Origin of the sequence: Paraoerskovia marina, assembly GCF_900105445.1 — a bacterium.
In the GTDB taxonomy this organism is placed as follows: Bacteria; Actinomycetota; Actinomycetes; order Actinomycetales; family Cellulomonadaceae; genus Paraoerskovia; species Paraoerskovia marina.
In genome coordinates, this window is the sequence record NZ_LT629776.1 from 2,878,283 (window position 1) to 2,896,463 (window position 18,181).

The 18,181-nt window shown below is 73.0% G+C and carries 15 protein-coding genes; 4 read left to right on the forward strand and 11 right to left on the reverse strand.

Features of this window, described 5'->3' with window-relative positions:
• Positions 1 to 77: 77 nt before the first annotated feature.
• Both BLU20_RS13060 and BLU20_RS13065 read right to left on the reverse strand, forming a co-directional pair.
• Positions 78 to 284, reverse strand: coding sequence for a hypothetical protein (locus tag BLU20_RS13060; protein ID WP_083372787.1), 207 nt, complete (start codon positions 282 to 284; stop codon positions 78 to 80).
• 120 nt (positions 285 to 404) lie between these two features.
• Entirely contained in the window at positions 405 to 1,199 is a 795-nt protein-coding gene (locus BLU20_RS13065) for an ATP-binding protein (protein WP_083372788.1), read from the reverse strand.
• 193 nt (positions 1,200 to 1,392) lie between these two features.
• Here BLU20_RS13065 and BLU20_RS13070 point away from each other — a divergent pair, with 193 nt between their 5' ends.
• Positions 1,393 to 4,506: a hypothetical protein gene (locus BLU20_RS13070; RefSeq protein ID WP_157270495.1), complete on the forward strand. Its 3,114-nt coding sequence runs from the start codon at positions 1,393 to 1,395 to the stop codon at positions 4,504 to 4,506.
• Positions 4,507 to 4,552: 46 nt separating this feature from the next.
• Here the strand turns inward: BLU20_RS13070 and BLU20_RS13075 are convergent, their stop codons facing one another.
• Together BLU20_RS13075 and BLU20_RS13080 are read right to left on the reverse strand one after the other, a co-directional pair.
• Positions 4,553 to 4,957, reverse strand: a complete 405-nt coding sequence (locus BLU20_RS13075; RefSeq protein ID WP_083372790.1) for a hypothetical protein — start codon at positions 4,955 to 4,957, stop codon at positions 4,553 to 4,555.
• Positions 4,958 to 5,040: 83 nt separating this feature from the next.
• Positions 5,041 to 5,775: a DUF981 family protein gene (locus BLU20_RS13080; protein ID WP_083372791.1), complete on the reverse strand. Its 735-nt coding sequence runs from the start codon at positions 5,773 to 5,775 to the stop codon at positions 5,041 to 5,043.
• 101 nt (positions 5,776 to 5,876) lie between these two features.
• Between BLU20_RS13080 and BLU20_RS13085 the strand changes: the two genes are divergently transcribed.
• Positions 5,877 to 6,485: a TetR/AcrR family transcriptional regulator gene (locus BLU20_RS13085; protein WP_157270497.1), complete on the forward strand. Its 609-nt coding sequence runs from the start codon at positions 5,877 to 5,879 to the stop codon at positions 6,483 to 6,485.
• Between the two features lie 12 nt (positions 6,486 to 6,497).
• Here BLU20_RS13085 and BLU20_RS13090 read toward each other — a convergent pair whose 3' ends face one another.
• Both BLU20_RS13090 and BLU20_RS13095 read right to left on the reverse strand, forming a co-directional pair.
• On the reverse strand, positions 6,498 to 8,783 hold the full coding sequence (locus BLU20_RS13090) for a sodium-translocating pyrophosphatase (RefSeq protein WP_029252008.1): 2,286 nt from the start codon (positions 8,781 to 8,783) through the stop codon (positions 6,498 to 6,500).
• A gap of 108 nt (positions 8,784 to 8,891) precedes the next feature.
• Positions 8,892 to 9,275, reverse strand: a complete 384-nt coding sequence (locus tag BLU20_RS13095) for a VOC family protein (RefSeq protein ID WP_083372793.1) — start codon at positions 9,273 to 9,275, stop codon at positions 8,892 to 8,894.
• A gap of 93 nt (positions 9,276 to 9,368) precedes the next feature.
• Between BLU20_RS13095 and BLU20_RS13100 the strand changes: the two genes are divergently transcribed.
• Positions 9,369 to 10,652 (forward strand): threonine/serine exporter family protein, encoded by a 1,284-nt coding sequence (locus tag BLU20_RS13100; protein WP_029252006.1) that lies wholly within the window; start codon positions 9,369 to 9,371, stop codon positions 10,650 to 10,652.
• Here BLU20_RS13100 and BLU20_RS13105 read toward each other — a convergent pair.
• A complete protein-coding gene (locus BLU20_RS13105) occupies positions 10,621 to 11,388 on the reverse strand; it encodes a TetR/AcrR family transcriptional regulator (protein WP_231959229.1) in 768 nt (255 codons plus the stop codon). The genes BLU20_RS13100 and BLU20_RS13105 overlap by 32 nt on opposite strands.
• Positions 11,389 to 11,437: 49 nt before the next feature.
• On the opposite strand from BLU20_RS13105, the gene BLU20_RS13110 reads away from it, so the two are divergent.
• On the forward strand, positions 11,438 to 12,703 hold the full coding sequence (locus BLU20_RS13110; protein WP_083373077.1) for a M18 family aminopeptidase: 1,266 nt from the start codon (positions 11,438 to 11,440) through the stop codon (positions 12,701 to 12,703).
• Positions 12,704 to 12,720: 17 nt separating this feature from the next.
• Here the strand turns inward: BLU20_RS13110 and BLU20_RS13115 are convergent, their stop codons facing one another.
• The 4 genes from BLU20_RS13115 to nirB form a co-directional block, all read right to left on the reverse strand.
• Positions 12,721 to 13,818, reverse strand: coding sequence for a uroporphyrinogen-III synthase (locus BLU20_RS13115; RefSeq protein WP_043109476.1), 1,098 nt, complete (start codon positions 13,816 to 13,818; stop codon positions 12,721 to 12,723).
• A 64-nt stretch (positions 13,819 to 13,882) separates the two neighbouring features.
• Entirely contained in the window at positions 13,883 to 15,118 is a 1,236-nt protein-coding gene (gene cobA, locus BLU20_RS13120; protein WP_083372794.1) for a uroporphyrinogen-III C-methyltransferase, read from the reverse strand.
• Positions 15,115 to 15,483, reverse strand: coding sequence for a nitrite reductase small subunit NirD (gene nirD, locus BLU20_RS13125; RefSeq protein WP_029252002.1), 369 nt, complete (start codon positions 15,481 to 15,483; stop codon positions 15,115 to 15,117). The genes cobA and nirD overlap by 4 nt, the downstream gene beginning before the upstream one ends.
• A complete protein-coding gene (nirB, locus tag BLU20_RS13130; RefSeq protein WP_083372795.1) occupies positions 15,480 to 18,116 on the reverse strand; it encodes a nitrite reductase large subunit NirB in 2,637 nt (878 codons plus the stop codon). Before nirB ends, nirD begins: the two co-directional genes overlap by 4 nt.
• Positions 18,117 to 18,181: the final 65 nt, after the last annotated feature.

An 18,181-nucleotide genomic window follows, 5' to 3' on the forward strand; every position in this document is an offset into this window, starting at 1 on the left:
CATCCTCCCCCGCGACGCCGCGCACCAGAAGTCACCCGAAGCCGAGACCGTCTCGTCCTGGTGCCGTGCGCCGACCCTCAGCCCCAGGGGCTGTGCTGGTGCGCGGCGTGCTGGCGAAGGTGGTCGCGCATGGAGGGCAGGGAGAACGTCACAAGTCCGTACCCGGCAGGCTCGATCACCCCAGCCTCGATGAGGCGGTTGCGGTACACGGTGACGTAGTTCGAGTCCCGGCCCAGGCGTTCGCGCACGTCGCCGACACGGGAGGGGCCGTCGTCTCGGACCATGGCTATCAGGAACGAGCGGTCGACGTTGGACAGGTCCGCCAGGGCGGCGTCGTGGACGGTCGCGCCCGGGCGTGTGAGCGCGGCGGCGATGCCCGCGCGCGCTGCGTCGGCGTCGATGTGCTAGTCGCGCGCGCGCCGCCAGACCTGGTAGCCCACGAGCTGGATCAGGTAGGGGTAGCCGCCGGTGGCTTCGACGGCGAGTTCGAGGGCGTCGGCGTCGATCGCGCGCCCGGAGGCTTCGATGGGGTCGGCCAGGGCTGCGCGTACGTCGTCCGGCGAGACCGCGCTGAGGGTGATGGGCTCGGCTCGGCGCAGGAAGGTCAGCACGGAGTCGTTGAGCACGTCGGAGACTGCGGAGGGCAGCCCGGCCAGGATCAGTGCGTGGTTGCGACCCCCGCCGGTCAGGTGCTGGAACGTGGCCGCGACCTCGCGTAGTTCGCCGAGGCGACCGCCCTGGACCTCGTCGATGGTCGCGATCAGGCCGGTGTCGTAGCGGTCGAGGGTGTCCAGGAGCCGCACGAGTGCGGTGCGCATCGTCTCGGCGGGTTGCCTGGGCGCCTCGCGATGCAATCCGATGTTCCCGGGCAGGGTGATGCCGGTGATGCGTCCGACGTCAGGATCGTGGGTGGTCGCGGCGTCACGGCGTAGTGCGGTCTCGCGCAGTCGCTCGGTCAGGCCGGGGTGGGCGGTCTCGGTGATGGTGACCCACTGCGCTTTGGTGGCGACGAGGTCGGCAATGGCGGCGAGCATCGCCGTCTTGCCGACCCCACGTGCGCCGGTCACGAGCGCGAGGCGCCCGGGCGCGCCGGGGCCGCTGTCCAGGGACTCGTCGATCAGGTCGAGGTCGTCCTGGCGTCCGGCCAGGACAGGCGGGCGTGCGCCTGCGGTGGGCTTGAACGGATTCTTCGGGGCCATGCGCCCGGTCTTTCACAGGTCTTTACATCTTTCACAGGTCTTTACATCTTTCACAGGTCCGGCCGGCCGCCCCGGCACGGCCGCACCATCCCCCGGACGCGACAGCGGGCCTGCCTACCGACCGCAGGCGCCGTGAATCCCCCACCCCGAGACCCGGTCCTGACCAGTGACCCAGGTCACCTACGATGTGCCCGTGACCGACGACGCCTCACGCCGCACCCGGCGACGCCCCTGGACCGCCGCGATCGCGGCGGTCGTCCTGCTCGCCCTCGGGCTGGCCACCGCCGTCCAGCTCTCCGGCTTCCTCGGCATCGAGACCACCGAGGTCAGCCCCGCGCCCGAGGACCCGCAGGCTGCCCCTGTGACCGCAGCGGTCCCGGCTCCCGCGGTCGAGCGGGTGGAGATCCCCGACGACAAGCACGTCCGTACCGCCGCCGACACGCTCCTCACCGTGCTCGGCGCGCGCGGCGTCACCGCGACGACCCAGACCAGCACTCCGTCGGCCGACGCCGAGCCCGACGCCGGGACCCTCCTCGTGACCATCGAGACACCGATCGAGGACCTGGCCACCGGTACGCCCGACACCTCGGGCTCGACCGAGGCCTACCGCCTGACGACCGTCGGGGACGGCTGGCTCCTCGAGTCCGCCGACGCCACCGGGGCCGCCCGCGGCATCTACGACCTCGCCGACCGCGTCCGGACCGGCGCCGACCCCGTACCCGCCGACATCGACGGCACCGTCCAGACCCCCACGCTCGACATGCGCCTCGTCTCCCTCGGGGCCACCGGCGTCGTCCCGGACGCCGAGACGTGGATGGAGGGCGACCCCTACTCCCACAACGCGGGCGGATTCTCCGACGCGGTCCTGGCGGACCCTCCGTACGTCGACACCGAGGCCCTCGCGGTCCACGCCGACGAGCTCGACACCTATCTCAAGCGGCGGCTCGCCCAGGGCTACACCGGGTTCGTCGCGGGCGGGTTCCTGGAGTACCTGACGTTCTCCGGCGTCGAGGACGGGGCGGCCGTCTACGGGCCCGACGACGAGCACGTCGCCCGCGCCGAGGCCATGCAGGCCACCTTCGGGCAGATGTGGCAGGACGCGGACGAGATCGGGATGGACGTCTACCTCGCGACCGACATGCTGGTCCTGACCACCCCCCTCCAGGAGTATCTCGACGAGAACGGGTGGGACACGTCCGACCCCGAGTTCTGGGACGTCTACTCCGCCGGCCTCGACGAGCTCTTCACCTCGATGCCCGCGATCGACGGCGTCATGGTGCGCATCGGCGAGGCCGGCAGCATCTACGACCAGGACGGCTGGGACTACTGGTCCGAGCTCGCCGTCACGGACGAGGAGTCGGTCCGCGCGATGCTCACGGCGTTCACCGACGTCGCCGAGGAGCACGGCAAGGACGTCATCTTCCGCTCGTGGTCCGTGGGCGTCGGTGCCGTCGGGGACATGCACACGAATCCCGAGTCCTACTCGGCGGTGCTCGACGGGCTCGACTCCCCCGCGCTCGTCGTCTCCACCAAGCACGTCGCGGGCGACTTCTACTCGTGGCTGCCCCTGAATCCGACCCTGGAGATCGGCGACCAGCGGCGCATCGTCGAGATGCAGTCCCGGCGGGAGTTCGAGGGCTTCGGTGCGCTGCCGAACGACCTCGGCTCGGCCTACGCGGAGGCGATGCAGCACTACCTCGAGACCAACCCGAACGTCGAGGGGGTCTGGGCCTGGCCGCAGAGCGGCGGCCCCACCAAGGCGGGCCCGATGATCTTCGACGGCAAGACCGGGTTCTGGGAGCTCTACGAGCTCAACACCTACGCGTCCGCACGTGTCGCCGCCGACCCGACGGTCGCCCCCGGCGAGATCACCGCCGCCTGGGCCTACAGCACGTTCTCCGAGGACCCGCAGACGGTCGCCGCGATCGGCGAGGCGATGGCGATGTCGCGCGACGCGATCACGGACGGGCTCTACATCGGGCCGTTCGCCCAGTACCAGACCAAGGCGCTGGGGCTCGAACCACCACCGATGATGTGGATCTTCGAGTGGGACATCCTCTCCGGGGACGCCGCGGCGCTCGACTCGATCTCCTCCGTCGTCGGCGACGACCTCGACGAGGCGCTGGCCGAGGGGCACCAGGCGGTCGCCACGTCCGAGGAGATGCGAGACCTGGTCGCGGGCACCGACCCCGCCACCTGGCGCGACGCCGAGCTCCGGGACGAGTTCCTCGCCGCTCTCGACTACCAGGTGGACCTGTTCACGGTCCTCGCGGACTACCGCGACGTCTTCCTGCAGCACGGCCGGTGGCTCGACACCGCCGACGCCGACGCCCGCGCCGCCTGGGCGCAGGCACGGGACGCGTACGAGGTCTCGCGCGCGCACCACGTCGAAACGTACGGGGAGAACGTCTACCTGCCCGCGTACACGTTCGACGCCGCGGACCTGGGGGTCGAGCGGGCCGAGCGGGACCACGCGGTGGCATGGGTCGCCCGGGTCCTGGGCCTCCTTCTCGTGCTCACTCTCGCACTCGGCACGTCCCGTGGACAGCGGCTGCTCGCACGGACGGGGCTGCCGGGCGGCGTCGGCCTGCGCGCCCTGTGGATCGGGGCCACGCGCCCGTGGCGGGTGCACGAGCTCGCCGTCGACGCCGGACGCACGGACCGCGTGCTGGTCTGGGCCGTGCCCGCGGCCGCCCTGGTGCTCAGCCGCGTCGCGTACACGTGGGCCCTGTCCTGGGTGCACCTCGCCCTCGTGCTCGGTGCATGGGCGCTGTTCGTCGGTGTCCTGTGGGCGAGCCTGCGTGGGCGGGACGCCTTCGCCCTCGCCGGTGCCGTGGGCGGCGCGGCCGTCCTGCGCACGGTGATGCTGATGGTCGCCCTCGTCCCGACCGGCCCGGGCGGCTACTGGTACGGCCTGTGGGCGGAGCCCGTCGCGCGCACCGTGTACGTCACTGTCGCGGTCGCGGCGTTCTGCTGGGTGCTGCTCGCCGCCGCGTGGGCGATGCGGGGACTGGGTATCGGCCGCGCCGGGGCGGTGGGCCGCGTACTGCTCGCCGTCGCCGCGCCGCTCGTCGTCGGAGGTGTCGCGGTGGGGGCGGTCGGACTCGAGACGACGCTGACCGCGTGGAACGACCAGATGATGATCCTGCCCTGGGGCCTGTCGCGGATCCTCGGCCTGACCGTGCACCTGGGGATCCCCGTCGGCCTCCCCTGGACGGTCGCCACGCTCGGTGCCGTGCTCGCCGGGGCGGGCGCGCTCCTCTGGGCCGCGGGGGTGCTCGTCTCACGGCGACGTCGACGGATCTAGACGGCTCGGGGCTCACACCGACGGCGTGAGCCCCGAGCCGGGTCGGTCAGGAGCAGTTCTCGGCGGTGTAGTCCTCGATGCGCTCCGCAGCGGCGTTGAAGTCGTCGGACTGCAGGCCCTCGGACGCCGCGAGTGCCGTCTCGACATAGTCCGGGTCCGCCGGGTCCATGTCGACGAGCGACGCGAACGACTCCGAGGCGCTCTCGAACCCGCCGGCGACGGTCTCCACGTCGGCGGCGATCTCCTCGGGCGCCTCGACGGACCGCAGATCCGTGGCGAGCGTGCCCAGGGCGTCACCCGTGGCACCGATGTCGGACGGGTCGACGTCGCTGAACGCGCTGGCCATCCCTCCGCCCGAGGTGCAGAACGCGGCGACGTCGATCTGCTCGGAACATCCGCTCACGGCGGTCAGGGCGGCGAGGACGCCGACACTTGCGACAATTCGTTTCATGCCGGGATCCTTCCACTAGCGCTCGGGCCGACCGCACGCGTCTCACGATGCGACGGGAGACACCCGGCCGGTGGGCCGCTCCGCTACCCCATCGTGTTGACGATCAGCCCGATGTGGGTGAAGAAGTTCATCGCACCGAACAGCAGGAAGGCGATCCCGGCCAGCAGCCATGCCCAACCGATGACGACGACGGCGCGGTGGCGGGCGGTCTCGCTGCCGCCCCGGCGCACGGCGAGCGGGAAGAGGATCGCCCCGAGGCCGACGAGCGCGATGAGGCCGGACATGAAGATCGCCTCGACGAGGGGGTACTCGGCAAAGGCGCCGGAGATCGGCTCTTCCGGGGGTGCCGCGAAGAGCTGGTAGGTCACTCCCGCGACGGCGATCGCGAGGAGACCGAGGCCCATGCCGAGGACGAAGACGGAGACGGGGCGTGCGGTCTCCCGCAGGTGCTCGACCGCGTCGTCGCGCTCGAGAGCGGCGGCCCCCCGGTGCCAGAGGAAGATCGACGCCGCGAGGAGCAGGACGCCGAACGCGAGGCTCGTCTCCCCGAAGATGATGTTGTCGAACGGGAAGCCCCCGGCCGCGAGCGGCCACGTCAGCGTCATGTGCAGGCCCGTGGCGGTGAGGATCGTCCCGAGCACGCCGAACGCAAGCGCCCATCCGGTGGTCACGACCGTCCGCGGGGAGCGCAGCAGGTCGCGGCCGAGCGCGACGAGAAGGATCAGCCCGGCGCCGACGGCCACGGACATGACGGTGTTGTACGTGGGCATCTGTGCCCAGTCGATGACGAGCCCCTGTGCGGGGATGGTCGTGCTCATGAAGTACTCCTTGATCGAGGCGCCTGCGGGTCGGGCGCGCAAGAACCATACGCGCGTATTGGTTCTGATGCACGACCCTGCGGCCACCTAGACTCGACAGGGTGACGGTGCCGAGCGAGTCCAGCCCTCAGCGCGAGCCGCAGCAGCGGCGGAGCCGCGACCGGCAGGGGGCGATGGCCGACGCCGCCGGACGCCTCCTGATCGAGGAGGGCTTCGAGGCGATCACCCACCGCCGGGTTGCCGACGCCGCGAGTGTCCCCCAGGGTTCTGCGTCGTACTACTTCCCCTCCCGCGCGGCGCTGGTCGCAGCCTCCGTCCGCGCCGCCGAGGGTCTCCGCGCCGCGTCGGCCGAGACGTTCTCCCGATCCCTCGAACCTGGACGGCGGTCATCGCCCGAGGCGGCGGAGCTCGTCATTCGGACGCTCTTCGCGCCCCGGGTCGACGACCGCGTCGTCGCCACCCGCCTCGACCCGATGCTCACGGCGCTGCGCGACCCCGCGCTGCGCCCGCTCATGGCCGAGCACCGCCCCCGGCTGCTGGGGTCGGTGCGCCGGACGCTCGAGGCGTCGGGGTACGCGACGGTGACCGACGTCGACCTGGTGGCGCACCTCGTCGACGCCTCGCTCCTGACCGCCGCGGCGACCGGCGAGGAGCAGGTGATCCGGCGCGCCGCCGCCGTGCTCGCGCGCTACCTCGACGCCGTCGGGTAGCCGCAGCCCGGCTCAGGCGACCGACGCCTCCTCGGCCTCCGTCTGCTCCCGGTCCACGCGGGCCGCCCGCAGGCGGGAGGCGATCACCGCGCCGAAGGCGATGGCTGCGGCGACGAGCGCGATGCCGATCCGGACCGCCGGATTCGCATCGGCCGGAGCGCTCATCGCCACGACCGCCGGTGCGATCAGGACGGCGACGAGGTTCATCACCTTGATCAGCGGGTTGATGGCCGGGCCGGCCGTGTCCTTGAACGGGTCACCGACCGTGTCACCGATGATCGTCGCCTCGTGGGCGGGCGAACCCTTGCCGCCGTGCGCGCCGTCCTCGACGATCTTCTTCGCGTTGTCCCAGGCACCGCCGGAGTTCGCCAGGAACACCGCCATGAGGACGCCGCAAGCGATCGCCCCGGCGAGGAACCCGGCGAGCGGACCGACCCCGAGACCGAAGCCGACGGCGATCGGGGCGAATGCCGCGAGCAGTCCCGGCGTCGCGAGCTCGCGCAGCGAGTCCCGGGTGCAGATGTCGACGACCCGACCGTACTCGGGTCGCTCGTCGTAGGTCATGATCCCCGGGTGCTCGCGGAACTGGCGGCGCACCTCGTAGACGATCGCCCCGGCGGCGCGGGTGACCGCGTCGACGGCGAGGCCCGAGAAGAGGAACACGGTGGCGGCACCGAGGATCACGCCGACGAGCGTGATCGGCGAGATGATCTCGTAGGAGAGCATCGACGAGACGAGCCCGCCGCCGATCTCCTCGACGTCCGCGAGCGCCTCCTGGACCGCGCCGGCGTAGGAGCCGAACAGTGCCGTGGCCGCGAGGACCGCCGTCGCGATCGCGATCCCCTTGGTGATGGCCTTGGTGGTGTTGCCGACGGCGTCGAGGTCGGTGAGGATCTGCGCCCCCTCCTCGTCGACGTCCCCGGACATCTCGGCGATCCCCTGCGCGTTGTCGGAGACGGGGCCGAAGGTGTCCATCGCGACGATGACGCCGACCGTGGTGAGCAGCCCGCACCCGGCGAGCGCGATCAGGAACATCGCGAGCCAGACCGAGCCGCCCGAGATCAGGAAGACCGCGCAGATCGCGGCGGCGATGATGCCCGCCGTGTAGACGGCGGACTCGAACCCGACCCCGATGCCGGAGAGCACGACGGTGGCCGCACCCGTCCGGGAGGTGGCGGCGACGTGGAGGGTCGGCTTCGACGTCGTCCCCGTGAAGTACCCGGTGATCCACAGGATCACGCCGGCGAGCACGATCCCGACGAGGACGGCGAGGCTCGCGACGACGCGGGGGTCTGCGGTGATGTCGCCGAGGTCGGCGGTCCCGGACAGCTCGGCGAACGTCGACGGGAGGTAGACGAAGGCGGCGACACCGGCGAGGATCGCACCGACGAGCGCCGAGAGGTAGAAGCCGCGGTAGATGGCCGTCAGCCCGCTCTCGGTGCCGCGGACCTTCGTGATGTAGACGCCGAGCACGGCGACGAGCGCGCCGATCGCCGTGACGATCAGCGGGAAGACCAGCCCCTCCTCGCCCATCACCGCCTTGCCGAGGATCAACGCCGCGACGAGGGTCACGGCGTAGGACTCGAACAGGTCCGCGGCCATGCCGGCGCAGTCGCCGACGTTGTCGCCCACGTTGTCGGCGATCGTGGCCGCGTTGCGCGGGTCGTCCTCCGGGATGCCCTGCTCGACCTTGCCCACCAGGTCGGCGCCGACGTCGGCGGCCTTGGTGAAGATGCCCCCGCCGACGCGCATGAACATCGCCAGCAGCGCGGCACCGAAGCCGAAGCCCTCGAGGACGGCGGGCGCGTCCCCCTCGTAGATCAGGACGACGCCCGCGGCGCCGAGAAGGCCGAGCCCGACCACGGACATGCCGACGACGCCGCCGGTGCGGAACGCGATGCGCGCCCCCTCGAGCTTGCCGTTCGGCCGCGTGGCGGCGGACGCGACGCGCACGTTGGCCCGGACCGCCAGCCACATCCCCAGGTAGCCGATCGCGGCCGAGAACCCGGCGCCGACGACGAAGGCGATCGACCGACCGACCTTGACCCCCGAGTCGCCGGGGAGCAGGAACAGGAGCCCGAAGACGATGACGACGAAGAGGGCGAGCGTCCGGAACTGGCGGCTGAGGTACGCGGACGCGCCCTCCTGCACCGCCTGGCCGATGTCGTTCATCGCGGGCGTGCCCGTGGGCTCGGCCAGCACCTGTCTGCGCAGGACCATCGCGAACACCAGGGAGAGCGCCGCGATCACGGCGATCACTCCCACGACGGTCGTGCTGGTCGACCCGAGCTCAAGCATGCGTCCTCCTCGACGGTGCCGGAACGCCCCGACCCCTGCGTCGACGCGTTGGCCCGAGTGTAGGGGTTCGTGACGTGCGTCACTACCCCATCGTCGAGGTCTGTGGACTCAGGGGTCGAACGGCTCCGGCTCCGGCGGGTGCGGCGTGGACAGCACGCAGAACTCGAGCCCCGCGGGGTCGGCCAGCACCACCCACGAGACCTCCCCCTGCCCGATGTCGACGCGGCGTGCGCCCAGCGCCTCGAGCCGTGCCACCTCCTCGTCACGCGAGGAGCCGTGCACCGGCGAGAGGTCCAGGTGGATCGGCGTCTTGTCGCGCTTGACGTCGGTCGTGCGCAGCAGCAGGAGCGTCGGGGTTCCCGGCGCCCCCTCGAGGACGACACCCTCGTCGTCCCGCTCGACCTCGCGGTACCCGAGCGCGGCGGACCAGAACCTCGCCGACGCGTCGGGGTCCGGCGAGTCGAGGGCGATCTCTCTCAGTCGCAGTCCCATGGGTCGATCGTGGCCCCGTCCGGGCCGACTCGCACCACGGCCCGGTCCTGCCCGTCGTACGACATCGGCCCCGGGACGCGCCATGATGGGCGGGTGGCTACCGAACCTCCGCCGTCCAGCGGTCCCGTCGCCGACGAGCTCGAGCTCATCCGCCGCTCGGGGGTGGCGCTGCGCACCGGCCGCCTCAGCCTCTCCGCCGGCACCGGCTCGTACCGGGTCAAGGCCTCGATGGCGCGCGTGGCCCGTGCGGTGGGCATCGAGAACCACCAGGCGCACGTGACCCTGACCGAGATCACCGCGACCTCGCACCGCGGCAGCAGCTTCCGCACCGAGGTCACGGAGGTCCGCACGGTCGGCATCAACTCCGACCGGCTCGCCGAGCTGGAACGGTTCGCCCAGCGAGCCGACCGCGCCGAACGGATGAGCGTCGAGCAGGCCACCGCGGAGCTCGACCGGATCGCCGCGAAGCCACCCCTCTACCCCGTGGCGGTCAACGCCCTGTGGGCCGCGATCGCGTGCGCGGCGTTCGCGTTCCTCAACTCGGGCGGCCTCGTCGAGGTGATCGGCGCCTTCGTCGGTGCAGGCCTCGGCCAGGCGCTGCGGCGCGTGCTCGTCCACCGCGGGTGGAACCAGTTCGGTGTCACGATGCTCGCGGCGGCGCTCGCCTGCCTGGCCTACGTGGGCACGCTCGCCCTCCTCGAGACCGCGGGCGTCGAGTCGCTCAGCCACGAGGCCGGCTACGTCTCCGCGGTCCTGTTCCTCGTGCCCGGGTTCCCGCTCCTGACCGGCGCGCTCGACCTCGCCAAGCTCGACTTCTCCGCCGGCATCGCACGGCTGACCTATGCGTTGATGATCCTGACGTCGGCTGCGCTGTCCGTCTGGGGCGTGTCCGTGATCGGCGGCCTCGCCCCGGACCCGATCGCCGCGCCCGTGCTCGGGTCGGGCGTCGAGCTGAGCCTGCGGTTCGTGGCCAGCTTCTGCGCGGCCGCCGGGTTCGCGCTCATGTTCAACAGCCCGTGGCGGATGGCGCTGTGCGCCGGCGGCATCGGGATGATCGCGAACGTCGCCCGCCTCGCGCTGGTCGACCTCGACGTCCCCGTCCAGGCAGCCGCCGCCGCCGGGGCGCTGATCATCGGCTTCCTCGCCGCCTGGCTCGCACCCCGGTTGAACATCCCGCGCACGACGGCGTCGGTGCCCGCCGTGGTGATCATGGTCCCCGGGGTCACGGCGTACCGTGCCGTCTTCCACATGTCCGAGGGGGACACGACGACGGCGCTCGCCTACGGGTTCGAGGCCGCACTGATCGTCATCGCCCTCGCGATCGGGCTGGCCGTCGCACGGATGGTCACCGACCGGACGTGGGGGCTGGAACGCTGAGGTGCGCACCGATGCCGTCGACGACGCGGGTCAGCCCGAACTCCAGCTCCGCCGTCGCCGACCACCCGGCCGCCTGCGCCTCCCCCACCGCCGCACCGACGCGGGCCGCGCGCGCGTAGGTGCTGCGCTCGCCGACCAGGGCCAGCAGTGCCGCGTTGCGCTCCCACCACGCCTCGTCGGTCTGGCCTCCGAGAGCACGGACCTGCTCGGCCTCGCGCTGGCGCCGCACCGCGTGGGTGGCGGTGGAGACCACGAGCGTGACGGCCGCGTCGAGGGCCACGTCCGAGAGCCCGGCCTCCTCCCCCGCACCGAGCTCCAGGTCGTACCTGCGCGTCTCCCCCGGGCCCAGCACGGGGCGTGAGAGATCCACGTCGAGCAGCCACGGGTGGCTCATGAGCAGTCGCCAGTTCTCCCAGCCCACGGCGAGCAGCCGGTCCCGCCAGGTGTCGCCCGGCACGACGTCGTCGGAGTACATCTCCGCGTACGCACGGTCGACGACGAGGTCCACGAGGTCGTCCTTGTTCTGCACGTAGGTGTACAACGACATGGTCCCGACGCCCAACGCGGAGGCGAGCCGGCGCATCGACAGCCCGGCCACGCCGTCGGCGTCCGCGAGCGCGACCGCGGCGGCACCGATCTCGTCGACCGTGCGCGACGGCCGCGGCCCGCGCGACGCACCGACCTCGACGCCCCAGAGCATCGCGAGCGTGCGGGCGGGGTCACGGGACGGATTCACGGCCCCATCGTGGCACGTCCCCACGCGGCACCGGTGCGAAGATGGACGGGTGACGAACGCCGAAACGCACATCGCAGACCTCGCCCGCCTCGTCGAAGCAGCACCGTCGTCGTTCCATGCAGCCGCGGAGGTGGCCCGACGCTGCGAGGACGCGGGCTTCACCCGGGTGCACGAGACCGAGGCGTGGCCGCAGGGCCCCGGCCGCTACGTCGTCGTGCGCGACGGCGCCGTGATCGCGTGGGTCGTGCCCACGGGCGCCGGCCCGCTGACGCCGTTCACGGTCCTGGGCGCGCACACGGACTCCCCCGGGTTCAAGCTCAAGCCGCGGCCGACGACCGGCCGCGATGGCTGGCTCCAGGCCGGCGTCGAGATCTACGGCGGACCGCTGCTGAACTCGTGGCTGGACCGCGAGCTCGAGCTCGCGGGCCGCGTCGTCACCCGGGACGGCACCGAGCACCTGGTGCGGACCGGCCCGATGCTGCGGATCCCGCAGCTCGCGATCCACCTCGACCGGCAGGTCAACGACGGGCTCAAGCTCGACAAGCAGCGCCACACCCAGCCGGTGTGGGGCCTGGGCGACCGCTCCGAGGCCGACGTCCTCGCCACGCTCGTCGACGGCGCGTGCTCCCCCGAGGACGTGGCGGGGTACGACGTGGTCGTGGCCGACACCCAGCAGCCGCGCACCTTCGGTGCGGACGGGGCGCTATTCGCCTCGGGGCGGCTCGACAACCTGCTCTCGGTGCACGCCGGACTGTGCGCCCTGCTCGACGTCCCGGACGACGCCGAGCGGGTGGCCGTGCTCGCGGCGTTCGACCACGAGGAGATCGGCTCCGACACGCGGTCCGGGGCCGGCGGCCCGTTCCTCGAGGACGTGCTCGGACGGGTCCAGCGCTCGCTGGGTGCCGACGCCGTGGAGCGCCGTCGTGCCCTCGCGGCGTCGCTCGTGGTCTCCTCGGACGTCGGGCACTCGGTTCACCCGAACTACGGCGAACGTCACGACGCGGCGAACCGGCCCCTCGCCGGGGGCGGCCCGATCCTGAAGATCAACGCCAACCAGCGGTACGTCACCGACGCGGTCGGCGCGGCGCTGTGGAACGGGGCGTGCGAGCGGGCGGGCGTCCCGGTCCAGGAGTTCGTCTCCGACAACACGATGCCCTGCGGCTCGACGATCGGCCCGATCACCGCCACCCGCCTCGGCATCCGCACGGTCGACGTGGGCGTGCCGATCCTGTCGATGCACTCGGCGCGCGAGCTCTGCGCCGTGGCGGACCCCTGGTACCTGCGGCAGGCGGTGGCAGCAGCCTTCGCGGGCTGAGCGTCACCCGTCGGCGGTCACCCCGCGGCGAGCGCCAGCCGGTAGCCCCGCTTGACCACGGTCTTGACGAGGGCGCGGTCCCCGGCGGCGTCCCGCACGCGGGCGATCGCGACCTCCGCGGCGTGCGCGTCACGAGACTCACCGGGGAGCGCCGCGAGGACGTCGTCGCGGCGGACCACGTCCCCGCGGGCGACGGCGAGCACGCGGAGCACGGCCAGTCCGCTCGGCGAGAGCGGGAGCACCCGGCCGTCGAGCACCGCGCTGCGCGAGCGGATCAGCAGCCGCCCGGCGACCGTCTCGATCGCGAGGGTCTCCGCGTGCTCGTAGTGCCCGACAAGGGTCCGGACCAGGGCCCCGAGCCGTCCGCGCTCGGGCTGCAGGGTCTCGATTCCTCGTGACTCGAGCGGACGTGCCGTGATGGGACCGACGGCGGCCGCCACCATGCTGCCGTTGCCGAACCGGCCCCGGACGGACGGGAGGACGCCCTCCGACTCGACGGCGCGGAGCCAGGCCTCGGAGCCCGGCGCGGAGGTGAAGACGACGGCGTCGATCTCGCCGTTCGCCGCCGCCTCGACGGAGGCCCGCAGCGCGGCCGGGTCGGGGGGCGGGCCCCAGCGGTAGACGACGAGGCTGAGGACGTCCGCCCCGGCCTCGCCGAAGACGACGTCCAGCCCGTCGGCGCCGGCACCGTGGTGCTGGACGGCGATCCGCAGCCCGTCGACCCCCTCGGAGAGCAGGACGTCGGCGATCTCCCCCGAGGTCTCCGACTCCGCGACCCAGTCGGCGGTCAGGCCCGCGGCCTGGATCGCCCCGCGCGCCTTGGGCCCCCGCGCGACGATCCGGCAGTCGGCGAGGGTGTCGAGCAGGTGGTCGGCCAGGCCGTGGGCGTCCGCGGCCTCGACCCAGGCGCGGAACCCGATCCCGGTGGTGACGACGACGACGTCGGGCGGGGTCGTGATCAGCGAGCGCGTGCCGTCGACCAGGGCGTCGTCGTCGGCGTGCGGGACCATCGTCAGCGCGGGCGCGTGCCGGACCGTCGCCCCCCGGCGCTCGAGGGCGGACGCGAGCTCCGAGGCGCGCCGGTCCGCGGTGACGAGCACGGTGCACCCGGCCATGACCTGCCCGAGCGCGGGACGTGCCGTCGTCCCCTCGTCGGCGGCCTGCGCATCCTGCGGCCCGTCAGTCACTCGCACCCTCCAAGATCTCCTCGGCGGCGACGTCGCCGACCACCACGACGGCAGGGTTGCCGACGCCCACCGCGGCCGCACGTGCGACCGCGGTGCCGATCGTCGCACGAGTCAGGCGTTGTCGCGGCGTCGACCCGTTCTCGACGACCGCGACGGGCGTCTGCGGGTCCGCCCCCGCGTCGAGGAGCTCGTCGACGATCCGTGGCAGCGCAGCCACCCCCATGAGGACGACGAGCGTGGCCGAGCGGTCCCGCACGGCCGTCGTCGCCGCGGCGCCGAGGGCCGCGTGGCCGGAGACGACGTGGAACGCCGCCACCACCCCGCGGTGCGTGAGCGGGATCCCCGCGAGCGCCGGGACGGAGAGCGCGCTGCTGACCCCGGGGACGACGTCGGCGCTCACGCCCGCCTCCCGGCACGCCACCAGCTCCTCGCCGCCACGTCCGTAGACGAACGGGTCGCCGCCCTTGAGGCGCACGACGGCGCGGCCCCGCCGGGCGTGGTCGACCAGGATGGCGTTGATCTCGTACTGGGGGACGGGGTGGTTGCCGGGCGTCTTGCCGACGTCGATCACCTCGACGCCGGGAGCGAGCTCGTCGAGCACGCCGACGGGTCCGAGCCGGTCGGTCACGACCACGTCGGCCTCGGCGAGGGCGCGCCGGCCACGGATCGTGAGCAGGTCGACCGCACCCGGCCCCCCGCCGACGAGGGTCACGTGCCCGGTCCCGGGGCGTCGCCGACGCTGGTCCCGCGCCCCCGACCGCAGGTGCTCGGCGACCGAGTCCCGCACCTCCCGGACACGGCGCGGGTCGGCGGCCACCGACCCGTCCGCCGTGTCGGTCACGACGCCCACCAGCACGTCCCCGCTGCGGGTGGTCGCCGGCGTCCGTGCGGTGCCCGCGTCCGCCTCCCCGGCGTTGACGCACCAGATCCGGCTCTCCGCGGCCCAGCGCGCGACCTCGCGGTTGGCGCGTGCGTCGTCGGTGGCGGCGTGCACGAGCCAGGCCCCGCGCAGGTCGCCCGGGCGGACGTCGCGCGGGACCCACATCACCGACTCCTCGTCCGCCGCACCCGCGAGCAGGTCGGTGACGTCCTCGCAGATCCACGGCGCGACGAACCGCACGTGGGCGCCGTCGGCGAGCAGCGCCCGTCCTCGGCGGGCGGCCACCGGACCGCCACCCGCGACGACGACCAGCCGGCCCGCGACGTCGAGCCCGACCAGGGTGGTCATCGTGCTGCCCCGACGTGCACGACGCCGCCGCGCACGTCGACCGGGTACGTCACGAGGACGGGCTCGTGCCCGGGCCGCGGCTCGTACCCGACCGGGTCAAGGCAGAGCCCGGAGCGGAGCGAGTAGACCTGCTTGTACATCGGCCCCGCCACCGTCGGCTCGCCGCCGCGGGTGCCCACGATCCCCCGCGACATCACGTTCGCGCCGCTGAACGGGTCGAGCTGCTGGACGGCGTGCACCGTGCCGTCCGCGAGCCGGAAGAGGGCGACCTGCACGTCGCCGAGCAGCGCCGCCGCGCCGCGCTCGACCGCCAGGTCCGCCAGGGGGCACACAGCCACCCAGGTCGTGTCCGCCGTCGTGGTCATACCCGCACCTCCAGGACAGGCCCGGCGATCACCGGGGCATCAGCACGCTCGTCGGCCGTCGCGGGCCGGCGCTGGCCGCGCTCGGCGACGTAGGCCAGGTCGGGGTCGGGCGTGGTCGGCGCGTTGACGAACGAGCCGAACCGCCGCAGCTTCTCGGGGTCCTCGAGGACGGCACGCCACTCGTCCTCGTACTCGCCCACGTGCCGCACCATGGCGGCGTCGAGGTCCGCGCAGATCCCGAGCGAGTCCTCCATGATCACGGCGCGCACGCCGTCGAGGCCGCCCTCGACGTCCTCCATCCACGCCGCCGTCCGCTGCAGGCGGTCCGCGGTGCGGATGTAGTACATGAGGTACCGGTCGATCGTGCGCAGCAGCTCCTCGCTGCTCAGGTCCTCGGCGAGCAGCCGGGCGTGCCGCGGCGTGAACCCGCCGTTGCCCCCGACGTACACGTTCCACCCGTTGTCCGTCGCGATCACGCCGACGTCCTTGCCGCGGGCCTCCGCGCACTCCCGGGCGCAGCCCGAGACGCCGAGCTTGATCTTGTGCGGGCTCCGCAGGCCCCGGTACCGCAGCTCGAGCTCGACCGCCATGCCGACCGCGTCCTGCACGCCGTACCGGCACCACGTCGACCCGACGCAGGACTTCACCGTCCGCAGCGACTTGCCGTAGGCGTGCCCGGACTCGAAGCCGTGCTCGACGAGCCGCCGCCAGATGTCCGGGAGCTGCTCGATCCGTGCACCGAACATGTCGATGCGCTGACCGCCCGTGATCTTGGTGTAGAGACCGAAGTCCTTGGCAACCTGCCCGATCACGAGCAGGCCGTCCGGCGTGATCTCCCCGCCGGGGATCCGCGGGACCACGGAGTACGTGCCGTCCTTCTGCATGTTGGCCATCACGTGGTCGTTCGTGTCCTGGAGCGAGGCCTGCTCCCCCGCGAGGATGTGGCCGTTGCCGAGCGACGCCAGGATCGACGCGATCGTCGGCTTGCAGATGTCGCAGCCCCGCCCGGGCCCGACGGGCAGGTCGTCGGCCGCCGCCTCCGGGACCCGCCCGAACCGCTCGATGATCTCGCTGAACGTGTGCAGGTCCGCCACCCGGACGGCGTCGAACAGCTGGGCGCGGGAGAGCTCGAAGTGCTCACAGAGCGCGTTCGAGACCTCGATCCCGGCTCGTTCGAGCTCCGCCGTCGTGATCTTCTTGACGAGCGGCAGGCAGGACCCGCAGCTCGTGCCCGCCCGCGTGCACGCCTTGACGGCGGCGAGGTCGGTGCACCCGTGCTCGGTCACGGCCCCGCGGATCGTGCCGGCCGAGACGTTGTTGCACGAGCACACGCCGGCGCCGTCGGGGAGCTCGAGCTGCGGTGCGCCGCCGCCTCCGCCCTCGGGGAGCAGGAACGCCCCGGGGTCGCCGGGGAGCTCGGCCCCCAGCATCGGGCGCAGCGACGCGAACGGGGCCGCGTCGCCGACGAACACGCCGCCGAGCAGAGTGCGGGCGTCGTCGGCCAGCACCAGCTTCTTGTACACCCCCGCGACCGGGTCGGCGTGGACGAGCTCCATCGCGCCCTCGGTGCGGGCGAACGCGTCGCCGAAGCTCGCGACGTCGACCCCCTGCAGCTTGAGCTTCGTGGCCGTGTCGGCGCCGGGGAAGGTCGCCGGGCCGCCGAGCAGACGGTCGACGACGACCTCCGCCATCGCATACCCGGGAGCGACCAGACCGATGCACCGCCCCTCGATGCAGGCGACCTCCCCGACCGCCGAGACGTGAGGGTCCTCGGTCCGGCACGCGAGGTCGACCACGGCGCCGCCCCGCTCGCCGACCGGCAGGTCGGCCGCCCGCGCGAGCTCGTCGCGAGGGCGTACGCCCGTCGCGACCACGACGATGTCGACGGGGAGCCTGCCGCCGTCCGCGAAGTCGAGGCGCGAGACGTGCCCCGAGGTCCGGTCCGCGCGCATCCGCTCGGTCGCCGACGAGCAGCGCACCGCGATGCCCTTGTCGTTGATCAGCCGCTTGAGAGCCTCGCCGCCACCGAGGTCGATCTGGACGTCCATCAGGTGCGTGCCGAACTGGACCACCGTGGCCTGGGCGCCCAGCGCCCGCAGCGCCCCGGCGGCCTCGAGGCCCAGGAGACCGCCGCCGATGACCGCGCCACGGACCGGGCGCTCCACGGTGTCGTCCGCACGCCCCGCCCGCACCTGGTCCACCCAGCCGCGCAGCGCCGCGACGTCGTCGACCGTGCGGTAGACGAACACCCCGGGAAGGTCCGCGCCCGGGATCGGCGGGACGAACGCCGACGACCCCGTCGCCAGGACCAGCTCGTCGTACGCGTGCACCCGACCGAGGCGGTCCGTGACGGTCCTCGCCTCCCGGTCGATCCCCTCGACCTTGCAGTCGCGGTGGAGCGTGACCCGGGGGTCGTCCCACATCGCCGGGTCGCCGAGGACGAGCTCTTCCGGGTCCCGCGCCGAGAAGTACGACGTGAGCGCCACCCGGTCGTACGGGAGCCGCGGCTCCTCGGCGAAGACGGAGACGTGCCAGCCCCCGGTCTCGCGCTCGAGCAGGGCCTCGACCAGTCGCTGCGCAACCATGCCGCCGCCGACGACGACGAGGTGCTGGGTTTCGGTGGCTGCTGTCATGCCCCGAAACTAGGCGGGCCGGATTTCACCCCGGTGCTCCCGCCGTTCCGGGGCCGTAACAGTTT